The sequence below is a fragment of the Marinobacter salsuginis genome (assembly GCF_009617755.1).
Taxonomy (GTDB): domain Bacteria; phylum Pseudomonadota; class Gammaproteobacteria; order Pseudomonadales; family Oleiphilaceae; genus Marinobacter; species Marinobacter salsuginis.
In genome coordinates, this window is the sequence record NZ_BGZH01000004.1 from 1 (window position 1) to 18,501 (window position 18,501).

An 18,501-nucleotide genomic window follows, 5' to 3' on the forward strand; every position below is an offset into this window, starting at 1 on the left:
TAGCAATCCGAAGATCGCAATTCTTGCTCAAGACAAAACTCAATTTCGACGAGTCACTGTCCTGATATTTCATATCCGAAATACCTCGGCCAGCGCCCACACGAATTACTTGGTTAACTTTTTAAAGAGCGTTTGAGCTGTTGCTCAATCAAGGCCGCGTATTATACATCATTCCGCTGCCTTGTCAACCGTTTATTTGAAGAATTTCAAAACTCGTTTTCTTCAATACTTTCAAACAGTTGCATCGCTTCGGGAGACCGCCGTGAGTGGCTCGTCCCTCAGAAGTGGTGCGCATTCTACAGGCGTCAGGAAAACTGTCAACGAGGTTTTTGAATTAATTTCTAGCGGTTTCGGTTTCCACGTAGTGAGCTGATCAGCAATCGATCACTTTGATCAATCCTTAGACCAAAATCAGGCCCTGGCAAAGGGAATCAACCCTCGAACGCCGTTCCATTTCCAGCGCAATGCCAGCAAACCCAGGATGACCAGGCCGTAAGCGACCATTTCGCCAATATCGCTTCTTGCCTGCCAGATAAAATGGACCCAGGCAGCGATGGCGATCAGGTAGATCAGCTTGTGCAGCGGTTTCCAGTTTTTTCCCAGGCGCTTCACCATCCTCCTGGTTGAGGTCACAGCCAGAGGCACAAGCATAAGGAAGGAAAGTGCACCCGCGACAATGTAGGGCCGCTTGGTAAACGTCGCCCAAAGATCACTCCACCCGAGTATGAATTGCAGAAACGCCAACACATGCAGTACAGCATAAAAGAATGCAAACAGGCCGAGCATTCGGCGAACCCGGATCCAGCCTGCCCAACCAGACCAGCGCTTAAGCGGAGTCATCGCCAAAGTGACGATTAACAACTGAAACGCCGCAAGGCCGAGTGACTCCGTCACCTCCTGGCCCGGGTCAGGCCCCAGAGATTGCGTTGCGATGTTGATGGCCAATATCAGTAGTGGAACGCAGGCAAGAAAGGCCGCAAGAAGGCGAAAAGCCAAGACAAAGGCCGGTCGATCCACTATTCGCGGACGATTCATCAATAGAACTTGCTCAGGTCCATACCCTTGTACAGGTCAGCCACCTGCTCCCCATAACCATTGAACTTGGCCGTCTCCATCCAGTTAGGCGAAAGCAAACCAGAAGGCAATCTACGTTCACGCCTCTGACTCCACCTTGGATGATCCACCTCCGGGTTAACGTTGGCATAGAATCCGTACTCCTGGGGCGCGAGCATTTCCCAGGTGGTTTTCGGGCGCTCCTCCTGAAAACGTACCTTGACGATCGATTTGATGCTCTTGAATCCGTATTTCCAGGGAACAACCAGCCGGATAGGGGCGCCGTTCTGATTGGGCATGGTTTTGCCATACAGCCCGACCGCCAGGAAGCTTAACTCGTTCATGGCCTCATCCATCCTCAAGCCCTCCTGGTAGGGCCAGTCGATGGTGCTGAACAATGAGCGCTGACCCGGCATCTGATCCGGATCATACAGGGTCTCGAAATAGACGTATTTGGCTCGGGAATTGGGTTCAAGCCGTTTGATAACGTCGGCAAGTGGGATGCCAATCCAGGGAATAACCATGGACCAGGCCTCGACACAACGCAGGCGATACACCCGCTCCTGGTATTCATGAGGTTTTAGCAGGTCTTCCAAGGCATATTTACCGGGCCGCCCACATTCACCTTCAACCACTATGGACCAGGGATCAACGCTCATTTCGTCGGCGTACTTGGCCGGATCGCCTTTTCCGGTGCCAAATTCGTAGAAGTTGTTATAGCGGGTCACATCCTCGAACGGTGTTTTCTCTTCATCGGTAGAAAAGCCGGGCATTGCAACGTAATCCAGCGCCTCCCCAGGCACCGGCAGCTTCGCAGCGGATAAAAGACCCGGCACTGAAAGGCCCGCGGCGACGGCCGCAGCTCCAGACATGAATTTCCTTCGATTGAGATAAACAGCTTCAGGGGTAACTTCTGAGTGGGGCAACACCCAGGATGGGCGATTCTTGATAAACATGGAAAGTCTCCGTCAGGGCGTCAGCCAGCTAAGGCGTTGACCGGAGACTGTGATGAAAATTCCCGGGCCTCGATGAGAAGGCCCGGGCAGCAAGAACTCAGTCAGCGGCGCCTGAAGCTTTCCGGGGCTTGCCACGGAACAGCGCACGAACAGGACCGGACAACGCGTATATCAGAAATCCAGTAAAGAGTACGGTAGCCGGATCCAGCGCGATCACTACAAACACCAGCACCACAAGCAGAATAGCAGCAAAAGGCACCCGACCACGCAGATCGAGATCCTTGAAACTGCGATAGAGAATGTTGCTGACCATCAGCACGCCCGTACCTGCAACCACCACCATGGTAAGCAACGTGAGCCAGGCAGCGGGCTCAAAGAGATGGAAGCACCAGACCAGGCCAGCAACACACGCAGCGGCTGCAGGGCTGGGCAACCCAACAAAGAACTTCTTGTCAACTGAACCAATCTGGGTGTTGAAGCGGGCCAGACGAAGTGCAGCGCCAGCCACGTAGATAAAAGTAACGGCCCAACCTACCTTATCAAAGGCGTTCAGCGACCAGAAGAAGGCAACAAGGCCAGGGGCAACACCAAAGGCCACCATGTCGGCCAGGCTGTCGTACTCTTCTCCGAATTTGCTCTGGGTGTTGGTCATCCGGGCGACACGGCCATCCAGTCCATCCAGAATCATGGAGACAAAAATGGCAATCGCGGCGTTATCAAACACGCCGTTCGCGGCAGAGACTATGGCGTAGAAACCTGAAAACAGCGAAGCCGTTGTAAGCGCATTGGGGAGCAGGTAGATACCTTTTCGGCGAACCGGTGCTCCTCCAACCAGCTCTTCTTCAACCACTTCCCCGGCCTCGACTTCGTAGTCCGGGTTCTGCTTGCCGTCGGCGGTTTTTCTTTCTTCAGTCATTTCCATTACTCCGGAAAGCGTTTGGGCGGAGTATATACGAAAAACGCGGCCTCACGGGCCGCGTTTTTCAAAACCAGGCGGAATTCCGCTTAGTTTTTGTCCTTATCCACGATCTTGTTCGCGGAGATCCACGGCATCATACCGCGCAGCTTCTCACCAACCACTTCGATATCGTGGGCAGCGTTCTGACGGCGACGTGCAGTCATGGACGGGTAGTTCAGAGCGCCTTCAGAGATGAACATCTTGGCATACTCGCCGCTCTGGATACGCTTCAGGGCGTTGCGCATGGCTTCGCGAGACTGCTCGTTGATGATTTCCGGACCAGTCACGTACTCACCATACTCCGCATTGTTGGAGATGGAGTAGTTCATGTTGGCAATGCCGCCCTCGTACATCAGGTCTACGATCAGCTTCAGCTCGTGCAGACATTCGAAATAGGCCATTTCCGGTGCGTACCCGGCTTCAACCAGAGTTTCAAAACCGGCCTTGACCAGCTCCACCGTGCCGCCACACAGAACGGCTTGCTCACCGAACAGATCGGTTTCAGTCTCGTCTTTAAAGCTGGTTTCGATGATGCCAGTACGACCACCACCGATACCGCTGGCATAGGAGAGGGCCAGATTCTTGGCATTGCCGGAGGCATCCTGGAAGATGGCGATCAAATCGGGAATACCGCCGCCGTTGGCGAATTCAGTGCGAACCGTGTGACCCGGCGCCTTTGGAGCAACCATGATTACGTCCAGATCCTTGCGCGGAACGATCTGGTTGTAGTGGATCGCAAAGCCGTGGGCGAATGCCAGAGTGGCGCCTTGCTGCAGATTCGGCTCGATTTCAGCCTTGTACAGCTGAGCCTGATACTCGTCCGGGGTCAGAACCATTACAACGTCAGCCGCGGCAACCGCAGACGGCACGTCGCTGGTCTTCAGGCCATAGGCTTCGGCTTTGGCGATGGAGGAGGAACCCGGGCGCAGACCCACGGTTACGTCAACGCCAGACTCTTTCAGGTTGCACGCGTGCGCGTGGCCCTGGGAACCGAAGCCGATGATGGCAACTTTCTTGCCCTGGATGATGGAAAGATCACAATCCTTATCGTAATAAACCTGCATGAGAAACCTCTGTTATTTGTGATGACCCCGAGGGGCCATAATGTTCAAAACGTGTTTGAAATTCTTAAAGGCTGAGCACCTTCTCGCCTCGGGCGATACCGGATACACCGCTGCGGACTACTTCCAGAACGCCCGACGTGCCAACGGCCTGAATAAAGCCGTCCAGCTTTTCGCTGTCACCTGCCAGCTGGACCGTGTAGACCGAACTGGTCACATCTACAATCTGGCCGCGGAAAATGTCTACCGTACGCTTGATCTCGGCACGCTGGGAACCAGTGGCCTTCAGTTTGACCAGCATCAGCTCACGCTCGATGTGGGCACCTTCGGTCAGATCCACCAGCTTGACGACTTCGATCAGCTTGTTCAGTTGCTTGGTGATCTGTTCGATCACCTTGTCAGAACCCGTCGTGGTCACGGTAAGACGGGACAAAGTCTCGTCTTCGGTTGGCGCCACGGTGAGCGTTTCGATGTTGTAGTTGCGCTGGGAAAACAGACCAACAACCCGTGACAGGGCGCCGGGCTCGTTTTCAAGCAAAACAGAAATGATTCGACGCATGATCAGACCCTCTCCGTCTTGCTGAGCCACATATCCTTCATGGAGCCCCGGGCAACCTGCATCGGATACACGTGCTCAAAGCGGTCCACGTAAATATCCACGAACACCAGATCGTCCTTCATTGCCAGCACTTCTTTCAGCTTGGTTTCCAGATCTTCTTTCTTCTCAATCCGGACACCCTTGTGCCCATAGGCTTCCGCCAGCTTGATGAAATCTGGGAGTGATTCCATGTAGGACTCGGCATGACGGGACTCGTAGTTCATGTCCTGCCACTGCTTGACCATACCCAGTGCCTGGTTGTTCAGGTTGATGATCTTCACCGGCAGATTGTACTGCTTGCAGGTGGACAGCTCCTGAATGTTCATCTGGATACTACCCTCACCGGTAATGCACAGCACTTCATCGTCCGGATGGGTCAGCTTGACCCCCATGGCCGCTGGCAAACCAAAGCCCATGGTGCCGAGACCACCGGAATTGATCCAGCGGTTGGGCTTGTCGAACTTGTAATACTGGGCCGCAAACATCTGGTGCTGACCCACATCGGAAGTCACGAAGGCTTCGCCGTTAGTCAGGCGACACAGCATCTCGATCACTTCCTGGGGTTTGATCACATCCGGACTGGTCTCATAACGCATACCGTGGAATGCTCGCCATTCATCGATCTGCTTCCACCAGGAAGCGATGGCATCCGCATCGGGCTTTTCTTTGGCTTCCTTGACCAGCGACAGCATTTCCTTCAGCACGGCGTCTACCGGACCAACAATGGGCACATCCGCATCCACAGTCTTGGAAATCGACGCCGGGTCGATGTCGATATGGATGATGCGCGCGCCCGGACAGAACTTCTCGGTGGCATTGGTCACCCGGTCATCAAAACGGGCTCCCACGCAGAGAATCAGATCCGAGTGGTGCATAGCCATATTCGCTTCATAGGTGCCGTGCATGCCGAGCCAACCAAGATGCTGCTTGTCGCTGGCCGGGTAACAGCCAATCCCCATCAGGGTATTGGTGATCGGATATCCCAGCATCCGGACAAGCTCGGTCAGCTGATCCGATGCCTTGCCCAGAATCACCCCACCACCTGCGTAGATAACCGGGCGCTTGGCCGCCAGCATCATGTCGACGGCTTTCTTGATCTGACCGGCATGGCCGCGAATAGCGGGGTTGTAGGATCGCAGTTTGACCTTCTTGGGGTATGCGTATTCGTACCGCTCGTTCGGCGTGGTCATATCCTTGGGGATATCCACGACCACAGGGCCGGGACGGCCGGTGGCAGCAATGTAATAGGCCTTGCGGATGATTTCCGGGATTTCCTCGGGGTGCCGGACGCTGAGGTTGTGCTTCACCACGGGTCGGGAGACACCCATCATATCGGTTTCCTGGAACGCGTCCTCACCGATGAGAGTGGATGCAACCTGGCCGCACAGAACCACCATGGGGATGGAATCCATGAATGCAGTGGCAATGCCGGTAATAGTGTTGGTGGCTCCAGGACCCGAGGTCACCAGTACGGTACCTGGTTTTCCGGTTGCGCGGGCATAACCGTCGGCCATATGGACCGCCGCCTGCTCGTGCCTGACCAGAATGTGCTTGACTTTGTCCTGCCTGAACAGCGCGTCATAAATATGAAGGGCTGCACCACCCGGATAGCCGTATATGTATTCGATACCTTCATCTTGAAGGGACCGGATCAGCATATCGGCGCCAGACAATAACTCCACGATTTACTACCCTCTTCTACGAGTGAATGAGCCGGGACAGATCCCGGTTGCCTGGATTCACGGTGTCCATGCTTCTTATGAAAGCGGAACCGGCTGCTCCTCCACACCTTGTTAAGAGGTTGTCTCCTGGCCAGCCGCCCTCCTGAGGGTTGCGGAGAACGGCCAATCAACGGGTTGCACGTAAGCAACAACCATCCCGCGTCGGATGCGCGGCGCGTTCAGTGTGGTAATTGATGGGGGATACTCGCTCGGGATTGCCTGCCGTATTGACCCCAGTCTTCAGGCAATCGGTAATTCTGACAGCGCGAAACTCCCTGTCAATAGCCGTCGCACGTTTCTGTGCCTATACTGGCCGAAGGTCTGCCAATCTTGCTACAAATCCATACAAAGATTTGAACCAGACAGAAGAAAATCCGCAGTACCAGTGGCATGATATGGAATAATGAATTGAAAAAACGGGCCCGGTCTATCCAGGTTGTCTGCCTGCCCGGGAGCAGTGAACATACGCGAGTAGAGCCATGAACAGAAAAATCCTGACGCTGACCTTATTACTGGCTGTTGTACCCGGGGTAGCCCTGAGCGCCTCTGTCTATAAATGGACCGATGAAAACGGAGTTACCCACTTTGGGGACCGGCAGCCGACTGGCTCAAAGGCCGAACGGGTCAATGTGCGCTCAGGCACTTCTTCAAACGCATCCGGCAATCCACAAAGCGCTCAGGAGCGCCTTCAAAATCTGGAGGAACGCCAATCGGAGGAAGCGGAGCAGCGCCAGGAGTCCGCAGTTGAGCAAGCGCGCAGAAAACAGCGGGAGGCAAACTGCGCAACCGCGCGCTCCAATCTTGAGCTTATAGAACGCAACGCCCGCATTCGGATTGAAGAGAATGGTGAGCAGCGCTACCTGAGCCAAGAAGAGATTGCTGAGAAAAAAGCTGAAGCTTTGAGAATCGCTGAAGAAAATTGCGGGCCAGTTGAGAATAGCGACCAACAATAGCTCTATTAAGAAAGGGCCAGCAGACTTTTTGCTGGCCCTTTCTCGTGCTCAAGCTTTTTGGAAGCTCAGATGATGATCCTTCACCGTTCCCCGAATAATATCCCCCGGAACAAACTCTCCCTGTAGCAGTCGCTGGGCCAGCGGGTTTTCGATCATTCGCTGAATCGCCCGCTTCAAAGGCCGCGCACCGTAGACCGGGTCATAACCGACTTCTGCCAGTAGCTCCATCGCGGCGTCATCCAACTCGAGCCTCATATCCTGCTCTTTCAGGCGCTTGCTCAGCGATTCGATCTGAATGCGAGCAATACCCTGGATCTGGCTCTCCGCCAGCGGATGGAACACCACTACTTCATCCACGCGGTTGATAAACTCGGGGCGGAAATGGGTACCGACGACTTCCATCACCGCATTCTTCATCACCTCGTAGTTTTCTTCACCCGCCTTCTGCTGGATGATGTCCGAGCCGAGGTTTGAGGTCATTACAATGACCGTGTTCCGGAAGTCGACGGTTCTGCCCTGCCCGTCCGTCAGGCGGCCATCCTCGAGTACCTGCAGAAGGATGTTGAACACATCCGGATGGGCCTTCTCCACCTCATCCAGCAGCAACACAGAGTACGGCCGGCGACGAACCGCTTCGGTCAGGTAGCCACCCTCCTCATAGCCGACATAGCCCGGAGGCGCACCAATCAGGCGAGCGACTGAATGCTTCTCCATGAATTCTGACATGTCGATACGCACCATGGCTTCCTCGGTATCGAACAGAAAGGACGCCAGGGCCTTACACAGCTCGGTCTTGCCCACACCCGTCGGGCCAAGGAACAGAAAGGAACCATTGGGGCGATTGGGGTCTGACAAGCCCGCACGGGAACGACGCACCGCGTTGGATACGGCCTCGACCGCTTCATCCTGGCCGATTACCCGGTCATGCAGAGCTTCCTCCATGCGCATTAGCTTATCGCGCTCGCCTTCGAGCATCTTGGACACAGGAATACCGGTCCACTTGGAAACGATCTCGGCAATCTCTTCGTCGGTTACCCGGTTCCGGAGCAGCTTCATTTCCATCATCTCGGCCTGGCTGGCCATATCCAGCTGGCGCTCGAGCTCGGGAATCTGGCCGTACTGGAGCTCGGACATTTTGCCAAGATCACCAGCGCGACGGGCGTTCTCCAGATCAATCCGGGCCTGTTCCAGCCGGCTCTTGATCTTCTGGGACCCATGCAACGCGGCCTTTTCGGTATTCCAGACCTCTTCCAGATCGGCGTACTCACGCTCGACACCGGTGATCACATCGGACAACTCCGACAGGCGTTTTTTCGAGGCAGCATCGGTCTCTTTCTTGAGCGCCTCACGCTCGATTTTCAACTGAATCAGACGACGTTCGAGACGATCCAGGGCCTCGGGCTTCGAATCCATTTCCATCCGAATCTGGGAGGCCGCCTCGTCCACCAGGTCAATGGCCTTGTCCGGCAGTTGCCGGTCGGTGATGTAGCGATGTGACAACTTGGCGGCGGCAATGATGGCGCCGTCCGTTACTTCCACCCCGTGGTGCACCTCATAGCGTTCTTTCAGGCCCCGCAGGATGGCGATGGTATCTTCCTCGTTGGGTTCGCTTACTAATACTTTCTGAAAGCGACGCTCGAGGGCGGCGTCTTTTTCGATGTTTTCACGGTATTCATCGAGGGTGGTCGCGCCTACGCAGTGCAGCTCGCCGCGGGCCAGGGCCGGCTTGAGCATGTTCCCGGCGTCCATAGAGCCTTCGGCCTTCCCGGCACCGACCATGGTGTGAATCTCGTCGATGAACAGGATGATCTGGCCTTCCTGCTTGGAAAGCTCATTCAGAACCGCTTTCAGGCGCTCTTCAAACTCACCGCGGAACTTGGCGCCGGCAATCAGAGCGCCCATGTCGAGTGACAGGACTTTTTTGTCTTTCAGGCCATCAGGCACCTCGCCGTTGACGATGCGCTGAGCCAACCCTTCGACGATGGCGGTTTTACCGACGCCAGGCTCACCGATCAGAACCGGGTTGTTTTTCCGACGGCGCTGCAATACCTGAATGGTGCGGCGAATTTCATCGTCGCGACCGATAACCGGGTCCAGCTTGCCAGCTTCGGCCCGTTCGGTCAGATCAATGGTGTATTTGGACAGCGCCTGACGGTTTTCCTCGGCGCTGGCGTCGTTGACGGCTTCACCACCGCGAACCTCGTCGATGGCTTTTTCCAGGGCAGCTTTATCTACGCCCTGCTCCCGGAGTACCCGGCCAAGTGTGCCCCGGTCTTCCAGGGCAGCCAGCAGCATCAGCTCGCTGGAGATGTACTGGTCTTTGCGCTTCTGTGCGAGTTTGTCGGCAATGTTGAACAGGCGGCCCATGTCATTGGACATGGAGACGTCGCCGGCTGATCCCTGTACTTCCGGCAGGTTCTCGATTTCACGGGCAATCGCCTGGCGAATGCGTCCGGGCTCTGCGCCGGCCTGTTTGAGCAGTGGTTTGATGGCGCTGCCTTCCTGGTCAAGCAGTGCCTGCAGCAGGTGAACCGGCTCAATGAAGTTGTGATCTTTCCCGACCGCTATAGATTGTGCGTCCGCAAGGGCGGTCTGCAGCTTGCTGGTCAGCTTGTCGATTCTCATGTGTACTTTCCCCAAATTTCTGCGAATACCAAGGTGCCATCGGTGGCGGATATTCGATTGCTTTGACAGTTAATGTAGGGGCAAGTAGGGGGACTTCAAGCGGGGGCTCGGTGTATTCGTCAGAAAATTGACGGCTGTCAGGTTTCACTGCGGTGCAAGCCTGAGGCGGGAATGACTCTCCAGAACGCGCCGTGAATACGTCCGTGTAGGCTTGGCTGCAGCATCCATGCTGCAAACAGTTCTGGAGAGTCATTCCCGCCCCAGGCCCAAGCTTTGGTAATAACGCAAAGATGACCGATCAATTAACTATTAATGGTTAATTCAACCAAATCAACGTGGCCATCCGGCCTGTCTGGCCATCCCTGCGGTAAGAAAAAAACCGATCCGAATCCTTAACGGTACACAGGCCACCACCAGTCACGCTGGATACGCCGAGATGATTTAACCTCAGGGTGGCAAGTGCATAGATATCTGCCATGAAATGCCCAGCACGAGCGCCTTTGTCCTTGAAAGCGCGGGCCGCTTTCGGCTCATATTCAAGGAAGGCGTCACGCACTTCCGGGCCGACTTCAAAGCTGTCCGGACCGATGGCCGGGCCGAGCCAGGCTTGCAGGGTTTGGGGTGCAACGGCCATGACGCTCACCAGATTCTCGATAACGCCACCACACAGACTTCGCCATCCGCAGTGGGCGGCGCCGACGACGGTTCCTTCGCTGTCGGCAAGAACAACGGGCAGGCAGTCGGCGGTGAGGATGGCGCAGGCGATGCCTGGATGACGGGTGTAGCTGGCGTCGGCCTTGGCGATTTGTCCGACGTTATCCGGGGTCAGTTCGACAACATCGGTACCGTGCACCTGATTGAGCCAGCCGATCCGCTCGCTTGTCAGGCCTGCGGATTCGGCGAGTCTTAGTCGATTCTGTTCCACATTGTCCGGGTTGTCTTCAACGTGGCTACCAAGGTTAAGACTGTCCCAGGGTCGCCCGCTAACGCCGCCGGCGCGGGTTGTGCTGAGGGCCCGCACTCTGTCAGGCGCGGACCAGTCAGGCTTCAGGGCGTCACCTTCAATAGTCACGCGCTTCCAGCTCCCGGGCGTGTTTGCGCAGGGCCTCGATCAGGGCAACCATGTCTTCAGGCAGGGGCACCTCCCAGGTCAGGATTTCACCGGTTTCCGGGTGCTCGAGGGTCAGTTGCCGGGCGTGGAGAGCCTGGCGATGGAAAGCCGAGAGAGCCTCTCGAAGTTCTTCGGTGGTCCCCTTGGGCAGCCTGAGGCGGCCGCCGTAAAGGGGGTCTCCGACCAGCGGGTGTTTTACATGGGCCATATGAACGCGGATCTGGTGGGTTCGGCCGCTTTCGAGTTTGCAGCGGACGTGGGTGTGGGCGGCAAAGCGCTCCACCAGGCGATAGTGGGTGACCGCCGGCTTTCCGGAGGCGACGACCGCCATTTTCTTGCGTTCCCGCGGGTGTCGGCCGATGGGTGCGTCAACCGTTGCACCTCCGGTGAGGGTACCAACGACGACGGCTTCATACTCGCGGCCCATGGTCCGGGTTTGTAACTGATCAACCAAGGATGTGTGCGCAATCAGGCTTCGAGCGACAACCATGATGCCGGAGGTGTCTTTGTCGAGTCGGTGAACGATGCCCGCTCTGGGCAGATTCTCGACTTCCGGTGCGTAATTCAACAGCGCGTTAACGAGGGTCCCATCGGCGTGCCCGGCAGCCGGGTGCACAACAAGACCCGCCGGCTTGTTGATGACCAACAAGTGCTCGTCCTCATAGACGATATCGAGGGATATTTCCTCGGCCTGCCAGCTCACCTGAGCTTCCGGCTCGGCATCCAGCGCCAGGCGATCGTCCAGCATCACTTTGTCGCGAGGCTTTCGAGCCTTACCATTCACCGTCAAAGCACCACTTTTGATCCAGGACTGCAGGCGGGAACGGGAGTGTTCGGGCATCAGTTCTGCCGCCGCCTGATCCAGGCGCCGGTCACTCAATTCCGGCGGCACAACAAAGCTGGCAAGGATTCGTTTTTCAGATGACATTAAGCCCCCAGGGCCTGTGTGTGTTACGTTTCGGTCAGGTTTTTTGAAACAACGGGGATTGCTCTGCACATGGAGTCACTTCCCCGCTACAATGACTGCCCTTGAATTAATCGACATTATACGGGATTCCGGAATGAGATCAGGTCTTCGTTTACTGCTACTTTCCACGCTGGTTGTTCTGGTCAGTGCCTGCGCCTCCAACAAGCAGGAAGAAGTGCTTCCGGAGAAGACCTACTATGAAAACGCCCGACAGGCCATGAGCTCTGGCAATTTCAATGAGGCCGAGCAAAACCTGGATTCTCTGGAAACCTACTATCCCTTTGGCCGGTATGCAGAACAGGCCCAGCTTGATCTGATCTATGCTCGTTACCAGAACCTGGACCTTGAAGGCTCCCGCGCGGCCGCCGATCGGTTTCTGCGTCTCAACCCTCAAAGCGACCACGCAGACTACGCGCTCTACATGCGCGGCCTGGCTTCCTATAATCTGGACATCGGGCTCGCGGCGCGCTACTTCCCGATCGACGTAGCGGCCCGGGATCCGGGCGAGCAGTTACAGTCATTCCGGGACTTTTCCGAGCTGCTGAACCGCTATCCGGACAGTCAGTACGTCGCGGATGCCCGCCAGCGAATGATCGCGGTACGCAATCGCATGGCCGAGCTGGAGCTCTACGCAGCGCGTTACTACGTCAAACGTCAGGCCTACGTAGCTGCCAACAACCGGGCGCGGTACATCATCGAGAATTACCCGACGGCCACTGTAACCGAAGAGGCACTGATTATCCTTGCAGAAACCTTTCGCTTCCTGGAACTGAAAAAAGGGTCACAGGACGCGATCGCCATGCTCCGCACCAATTTCCCGGAAAGTGAAGCGTTCAATGACGCCGGTGAGTTTGAGGTAGACCTGCTGGAAGGGGAAAACCGCTCACTGACTAACGTTGTCACCTTTGGTTTGATGGGCGACGAATAAGAGCTGAAATCGGGGTCAATTGAAATGTTCAACTGACCCCGATCCCTATTGGCTACTTTCCGCTCTTCCAGCCGTTAGTGATCGGATACCGCCGGTCCTTACCAAACCCTCGCTCGGTAATCCGAACACCAATTGGCGCCTGCCGACGTTTGTATTCGTTGACATCCACCAGACGTATCACCCGTTCAACGTCAACCCTATCGAAGCCTTCAGCAACGATCGCATCAGCGCTGAAATCCCTCTCGACATACAGATTCAGAATCTGATCAAGCACGTCGTAACCGGGCAGGCTGTCCTCATCTTTCTGATCTGGCGCGAGCTCTGCCGACGGCGGGCGGGTGATTACACGCTCAGGGATCACTTCTCCCTCCGAAAGCGTATTGCGGTACTTGGCCAAGCGGAATACCAGGGTTTTGGGCACGTCTTTGAGGACGTCAAAGCCGCCAGCCATATCCCCGTACAGGGTTGAGTAACCCACCGCCATCTCGCTCTTGTTCCCGGTGGTCAGCACCAGGGACCCGAACTTGTTGGACAGGGACATCAGCAAAACACCGCGCAGACGCGCCTGCAGGTTTTCCTCAGTTGTGTCGGGCTTGGTGCCCTCGAAAGGCGCTGCCAAAGATTCCATGAAGGCGTCGTACATCGGCTCAATCGAGAACACATCGTACTGCACACCCAGCGTAACCGCCTCGGCCTCAGCATCCTCAAGGCTCATACTGGAAGTGTAGCGGAACGGCATCATCACCGCGCGGACCCGATCCTTTCCCAAGGCATCAACGGCAACCGCCAGAGTCACGGCCGAGTCGATGCCTCCTGATAGCCCCAGAACCACGGATTTGAATCCGTTCTTGTTGACGTAATCCCGAACACCGGTCACCAAAGCGCTGTAGACATTGGCCTCAAGCGAAGGCTCTTCCGGCAAGGGCTGGGATACTGGCTGACAATGGTGCTCGCACAGAAAGTCGACCGGATAAAGGCCTTCGCCAAACTGCGGAGCTTCTGCAGTAAGCACACCGGAATGGTCGAACACCATGGAGCCACCGTCAAAAACCAGTTCGTCCTGGCCACCCACCAGGTTCACGTACACGATACTGACCAGATTCTCCCGGGACTTCCGCTCCAGCAACGCCTTCCTGCGTGCCTGTTTGTCGATATCATAGGGCGAGGCATTCAGGTTCAGGATAAGGCGGGCGCCTGCAGCGGCGCAGTCCTCCACCGGCCCTTCTTTCCAGAGATCTTCACACACAGTAATTCCCACCGGAACGCCCCGGACATCCAGAGTCAGGACATCCCGGCCCTCGGCGAAGTAACGCTTCTCATCGAACACCTGATAGTTGGGTGGGAAACGCTTGAAGTACCGACCGGTGATTTCGCCTCCATCAATGACCACCGCCGCGTTGTACAGCAGTGCGCCATGGCGAAGAGGAGCACCGATAACAATCACCGGATCCAGCTTTTCCGCCTGAAGCCTTTCCAACGCTTCGTTGACCCGGACTTCCAGGCTCGGGCGCAATAGCAGATCCTCCGGCGGATAGCCGGTCAGGCAAAGCTCGGGAAAAACCACAATGTCCGCCTGATGCTCGGACGATGCCCGGCGGGCAGCCTCTAGGATAAGCTCGGTGTTGCCAGGTATATCGCCCACCAGAAAATCCAGTTGGGCCATCACCACCCGCAGTTTTCTGGCTGACGCCCCGGTCGCTGCCTGATTTCCGGACACGGACATAAATCGGCTCCTGTAACTCATTGCCATGAAAAGGCTATTATAACCCCGCATAGGCGTGGATTTCTTCCGATCAACAGCGGATCCCTGTAACTCATGGCAGCAGATACACCAGCACAGTCGGCCGAAACGCTCGGCAAGCCCCCTTCAACACCATCCGGCGTACAGCAGGCAAAGCTGTTCAGAATCTACAACCACTACCGCCTGGTGGTGAGCCTGATGCTGGTGGCTCTGTTGTTCGTGGATCCTGTCAACTTCGACATGCGCTTCCGGTTTCTGGATTACTATCAGGCAGGGGTCTCCGCTTACCTGGGCCTGAATGCCTTTATTGCCCTGCTTCTGGTGGCCGGCTTTCACCCCAGTCAACGTCATATAACGCTTTCGATCCTGCTGGATATTCTCATCATGCATGGCCTGCTGCTCGCCAGCACAGGCATTACCAACGGCTTGGCCAATCTGGTGATAGTATCCGTGGCAGCGGGCAACATCCTGACTCCAAGCCGCATGGGCACCTTCTACGCGGCTCTGGCCGCAATCTGCTCCCTGGGAATCTCAGGTTGGTCCGTGCTGGCACTGGGAGAGTCCGCCGACGATATTGTCAGGGCTGGCTCCCTCGGCATCCTTTATTTTGCGGCGGCTTTCGTCCTGCAAAGTATCTCCCTCCGCATGATGCGCAGCGAAGCTCTGGCCAGCAGCCGTGCCCGCAGCATTGCCGAATTGGAGCAAATCAACCAGCAGATTATCCAGCGCATGCGTACCGGCATACTCGTACTGGACCGTTTCGGCCAGATCCGCGTTGCCAACGCTGCTGCCGAAGAACTTCTATACGGGGCACCCAAAACCTCGGTACCGAGTAACCAGCGCGCAAACGTGTTACCCAAACCCCTCAAGCAGGGTCTGGATGCATGGCTCAAGGACCCTACACAGCGGATTGAGCCGTTCCAGCCCTCACCAACCTCGCCGCTTTTGCAGGTCAACTTTACCCAACTGGACCAAGAGCGAGGCGACCAGATTCTCGTATTTATCGAGGACATGAGCAAAGTTACCCAACAGGCCCAGCAGATGAAACTGGCATCGCTGGGCCGACTCACAGCCGGCATCGCCCATGAAATCCGTAATCCGTTGGGGGCAATTAGCCACGCGGCTCAACTCATGGAGGAATCCCCCAACCTCGAACCCGGTGACCGTCAGATGCTGGAAATTATCCGACGCCATTCCCGGCGGGTGAATGGCATCATCGAGAATGTACTGGATCTTTCCAGGCGCCGGGCAGCCAATGCCGATCTGATCGAAGTGGCTCCCTGGCTCCAGGAATTTCGGGAAGATTTCCTGCAAACGCAGGACGATGACTGCACCGCGGCCAACATCGTTCTGAAAATCGATCCGCAACTACCGCCAGCCCGGTTCGACAAGAGCCAGATTGAACAGGTAATGGTGAACCTTTGCGATAACGGTTTACGCTACAGTGAACAGTATTCGGGACAGCGAAAGATCGGCATCCATGCCGGGGCAACCGAGGACGGCGAGCGCGCATATATCGACGTGCGCGACCAGGGCCCGGGCATCGCGCCAGAACACAGAAGCTCGGTCTTCGAACCATTTTTTACCACAGATAAGGCGGGCACCGGGCTCGGGCTTTATCTGGCTAGGGAACTGTGCGAGGCTAATCAGGCGCACCTTTCTCTGGTAGAAGATAACAAGCCCGGCTGCTGCTTTCGCATTACATTTGCTCACCCGGGGCGAATGATCTGAACAGGCGCAAGTGGGTATTGAGCGCTTGAACAACGACATGGAACCGACGATAAAAAGATGACCACATACACAGCGCTGATCGTTGATGATGAACCGGACATTCGGGATTTACTTGAGATCACCCTTACACGGATGGGGATAACCACGCTCACGGCACCTGACCTCACCAGCGCCCGAAAATTGCTGGAACAAAACACCACCCATCTTTGCCTGACCGACATGAACCTGCCAGACGGTAACGGCATCGAACTCGTACAGTGGATTCAGAAGCATTCTCCCGCCACGCCTGTTGCTGTGATTACAGCCTACGGCAACATGGATACCGCGATCGAGTCTCTCAAAGCCGGGGCTTTTGATTTCGTATCCAAGCCGGTGGAACTGCCCCGTTTAAGAGAGTTGGTCAATAGCGCCCTCAAATTAGCCGAGCCAAAGGCAGACACAGAAGATACAGCCGACGAGCCAGGCCTGTTACTGGGTAAATCCCCAGAGATACGCAAACTCCGTAACCAGACCCGAAAACTGGCCAGAAGCCAGGCGCCCGTTTTTATCAGCGGTGAGTCCGGCAGCGGTAAGGAACTGGTTGCCAGAATGATCCATCTGCAGGGCCCCCGCCGCGAGGGACCATTCATCGCTGTTAACTGCGGCGCAATTCCCTCAGAGCTGATGGAAAGCGAATTTTTTGGCCACAAAAAAGGCAGTTTTACCGGGGCCGTGGAGAACAAAGACGGCTTGTTCCGTTCCGCCAACGGCGGCACCCTATTCCTTGATGAAGTAGCAGACCTGCCCCTCGCCATGCAGGTGAAACTGCTCCGGGCTATCCAGGAAAAGGCAGTTCGTCCGGTTGGCGATACCAAAGAGGTGCCCGTGGACATCCGGGTACTGAGCGCCACCCATAAGAACCTGCCGGAACTCGTTCAGGAAGGCAGCTTCCGCCAGGATCTTTTCTACCGGATTAACGTAATCGAACTGGCGGTACCTCCTTTAAGAGAGCGACCGGATGATATTCCGCTACTCTCAAGTCACATTCTAGGGCGGATCGCAAAAGAGTATGAGTGCGACCCTGCAGCGCTTACGCCGGAGGCAATCGAGCGGCTCAGAGGCTATGACTTCCCCGGCAACGTTCGGGAGCTGGAAAATGTATTGGAGCGGGCTTTCACCCTGTGCGACGCTGACCAAATTGGCGCCGATGACCTTCACCTTGGGAATGGCGTACAGCATGCGGCCTCTGCAACCCAGATCATTGCCGAGGGCCAGGCTGGCGAGGGCGAAGGAGTTGCCGTGCCGGATGGCGAAATCGACCTGGAGGGATACCTGGAGACGATTGAACGACAAGCCATAGAAAAGGCTCTTGAGGCCACGCGGTGGAACAAGACTGCCGCGGCGAAACGTCTGGGAATTAGCTTTCGAGCACTAAGATATCGATTGAAGAAGTTGGGAATGGAATAGTAAAAGGTTACACTCTGGGTTCTTGGAAGCCTACCAGTTCCAATAATGTAAACGAGATTTCAGGATGAAATCTTTCTCTCGGAGATTCAAGGATGAATGTCAGACTTCAGACGGGCTTCACGCTCGTCGAGCTATTGATCGCGGTAGTTATTTTTTCACTACTCATTACTCTTTCTATTCCCTCCTACACCAATCTTGTTAACTCCAGTAAGCGCGATGCGGAGGTAAATGATCTGCTCGCTTTTATGGTAATGGCCCGTCACGAGTCCATCATGAGCGGTGAAATCGTCACTTTATGCCCACTGAATACGAAAAAGGAATGTGGACGGGACTGGAACCAGGAGTTGCACCTGTTCAAGGACCCCGAAAATAACCGGGCTTTGAGCAATGATCGGCAGGTTATCCGCACCCTGCCGGCCACCTCAACGGGGGAGCGAGTCGTGCGGTCGCTCTCGAGGAGCTATTTCCAATACCGGCCCAATGGCATGATATTGAGTGACTTGGGAAACATCACATGGTGCCCAGAGAATAAGGACCCCAAAGCGGCCGGGCATATCATCGTCAGCAGAGGAGGCAGGGTTCGGCTGGCAACCGACCAGGATGGCGACCAGATTCCGAACCGTGCCAATGGCAAAAATGTTGACTGTTAGCC

15 protein-coding genes are annotated in these 18,501 nt (G+C 55.9%); 5 read left to right on the forward strand and 10 right to left on the reverse strand.

The features are described 5' to 3' along the window. Positions 1-411: 411 nt before the first annotated feature. The 6 genes from GJU83_RS16610 to GJU83_RS16635 form a co-directional block, all read right to left on the reverse strand. Positions 412-996 carry a protein-methionine-sulfoxide reductase heme-binding subunit MsrQ gene (locus GJU83_RS16610; protein WP_228715203.1) on the reverse strand — a complete coding sequence of 195 codons (585 nt, stop codon included), beginning with the start codon at positions 994-996 and terminating at the stop codon, positions 412-414. 38 nt (positions 997-1,034) lie between these two features. Further along, positions 1,035-2,009 (reverse strand): protein-methionine-sulfoxide reductase catalytic subunit MsrP, encoded by a 975-nt coding sequence (gene msrP, locus GJU83_RS16615; protein ID WP_153634732.1) that lies wholly within the window; start codon positions 2,007-2,009, stop codon positions 1,035-1,037. 97 nt (positions 2,010-2,106) lie between these two features. Continuing rightward, positions 2,107-2,925 carry a CDP-diacylglycerol--serine O-phosphatidyltransferase gene (gene pssA, locus GJU83_RS16620; RefSeq protein ID WP_069185200.1) on the reverse strand — a complete coding sequence of 273 codons (819 nt, stop codon included), beginning with the start codon at positions 2,923-2,925 and terminating at the stop codon, positions 2,107-2,109. Between the two features lie 89 nt (positions 2,926-3,014). Then, the gene (gene ilvC / locus GJU83_RS16625) at positions 3,015-4,031 is read right to left on the reverse strand and encodes a ketol-acid reductoisomerase (protein ID WP_069185199.1); all 1,017 of its coding nucleotides are present in this window, start codon (positions 4,029-4,031) and stop codon (positions 3,015-3,017) included. Positions 4,032-4,095: 64 nt separating this feature from the next. Then, positions 4,096-4,587: an acetolactate synthase small subunit gene (gene ilvN, locus GJU83_RS16630; RefSeq protein WP_008170692.1), complete on the reverse strand. Its 492-nt coding sequence runs from the start codon at positions 4,585-4,587 to the stop codon at positions 4,096-4,098. A 2-nt stretch (positions 4,588-4,589) separates the two neighbouring features. Then, the gene (locus GJU83_RS16635) at positions 4,590-6,308 is read right to left on the reverse strand and encodes an acetolactate synthase 3 large subunit (RefSeq protein WP_153634733.1); all 1,719 of its coding nucleotides are present in this window, start codon (positions 6,306-6,308) and stop codon (positions 4,590-4,592) included. Positions 6,309-6,826: 518 nt separating this feature from the next. Between GJU83_RS16635 and GJU83_RS16640 the strand changes: the two genes are divergently transcribed. Then, positions 6,827-7,300 carry a DUF4124 domain-containing protein gene (locus GJU83_RS16640; RefSeq protein ID WP_153634734.1) on the forward strand — a complete coding sequence of 158 codons (474 nt, stop codon included), beginning with the start codon at positions 6,827-6,829 and terminating at the stop codon, positions 7,298-7,300. Positions 7,301-7,348: 48 nt separating this feature from the next. Here GJU83_RS16640 and clpB read toward each other — a convergent pair whose 3' ends face one another. From clpB to rluD, 3 genes are all read right to left on the reverse strand, one after another. Continuing rightward, complete coding sequence (gene clpB, locus GJU83_RS16645; protein ID WP_069185196.1) at positions 7,349-9,925, reverse strand: ATP-dependent chaperone ClpB; 2,577 nt, start codon at positions 9,923-9,925, stop codon at positions 7,349-7,351. 316 nt (positions 9,926-10,241) lie between these two features. Further along, positions 10,242-10,997, reverse strand: coding sequence for a peptidoglycan editing factor PgeF (gene pgeF / locus GJU83_RS16650; protein WP_153634735.1), 756 nt, complete (start codon positions 10,995-10,997; stop codon positions 10,242-10,244). Next, on the reverse strand, positions 10,987-11,964 hold the full coding sequence (rluD, locus tag GJU83_RS16655) for a 23S rRNA pseudouridine(1911/1915/1917) synthase RluD (protein ID WP_153634736.1): 978 nt from the start codon (positions 11,962-11,964) through the stop codon (positions 10,987-10,989). The genes pgeF and rluD overlap by 11 nt, the downstream gene beginning before the upstream one ends. Before the next feature lie 133 nt (positions 11,965-12,097). On the opposite strand from rluD, the gene GJU83_RS16660 reads away from it, so the two are divergent. Further along, positions 12,098-12,931: an outer membrane protein assembly factor BamD gene (locus tag GJU83_RS16660; protein WP_153634737.1), complete on the forward strand. Its 834-nt coding sequence runs from the start codon at positions 12,098-12,100 to the stop codon at positions 12,929-12,931. 52 nt (positions 12,932-12,983) lie between these two features. Here GJU83_RS16660 and GJU83_RS16665 read toward each other — a convergent pair whose 3' ends face one another. Beyond that, entirely contained in the window at positions 12,984-14,654 is a 1,671-nt protein-coding gene (locus GJU83_RS16665; RefSeq protein ID WP_153634738.1) for an NAD+ synthase, read from the reverse strand. Between the two features lie 93 nt (positions 14,655-14,747). Between GJU83_RS16665 and GJU83_RS16670 the strand changes: the two genes are divergently transcribed. From GJU83_RS16670 to GJU83_RS16680, 3 genes are all read left to right on the forward strand, one after another. After that, positions 14,748-16,403, forward strand: coding sequence for a sensor histidine kinase (locus GJU83_RS16670; RefSeq protein WP_153634739.1), 1,656 nt, complete (start codon positions 14,748-14,750; stop codon positions 16,401-16,403). A gap of 57 nt (positions 16,404-16,460) precedes the next feature. Next, on the forward strand, positions 16,461-17,849 hold the full coding sequence (locus tag GJU83_RS16675) for a sigma-54-dependent transcriptional regulator (protein ID WP_069185190.1): 1,389 nt from the start codon (positions 16,461-16,463) through the stop codon (positions 17,847-17,849). A gap of 92 nt (positions 17,850-17,941) precedes the next feature. Next, the gene (locus GJU83_RS16680; RefSeq protein ID WP_153634818.1) at positions 17,942-18,499 is read left to right on the forward strand and encodes a GspH/FimT family pseudopilin; all 558 of its coding nucleotides are present in this window, start codon (positions 17,942-17,944) and stop codon (positions 18,497-18,499) included. Positions 18,500-18,501 lie beyond the last annotated feature (2 nt).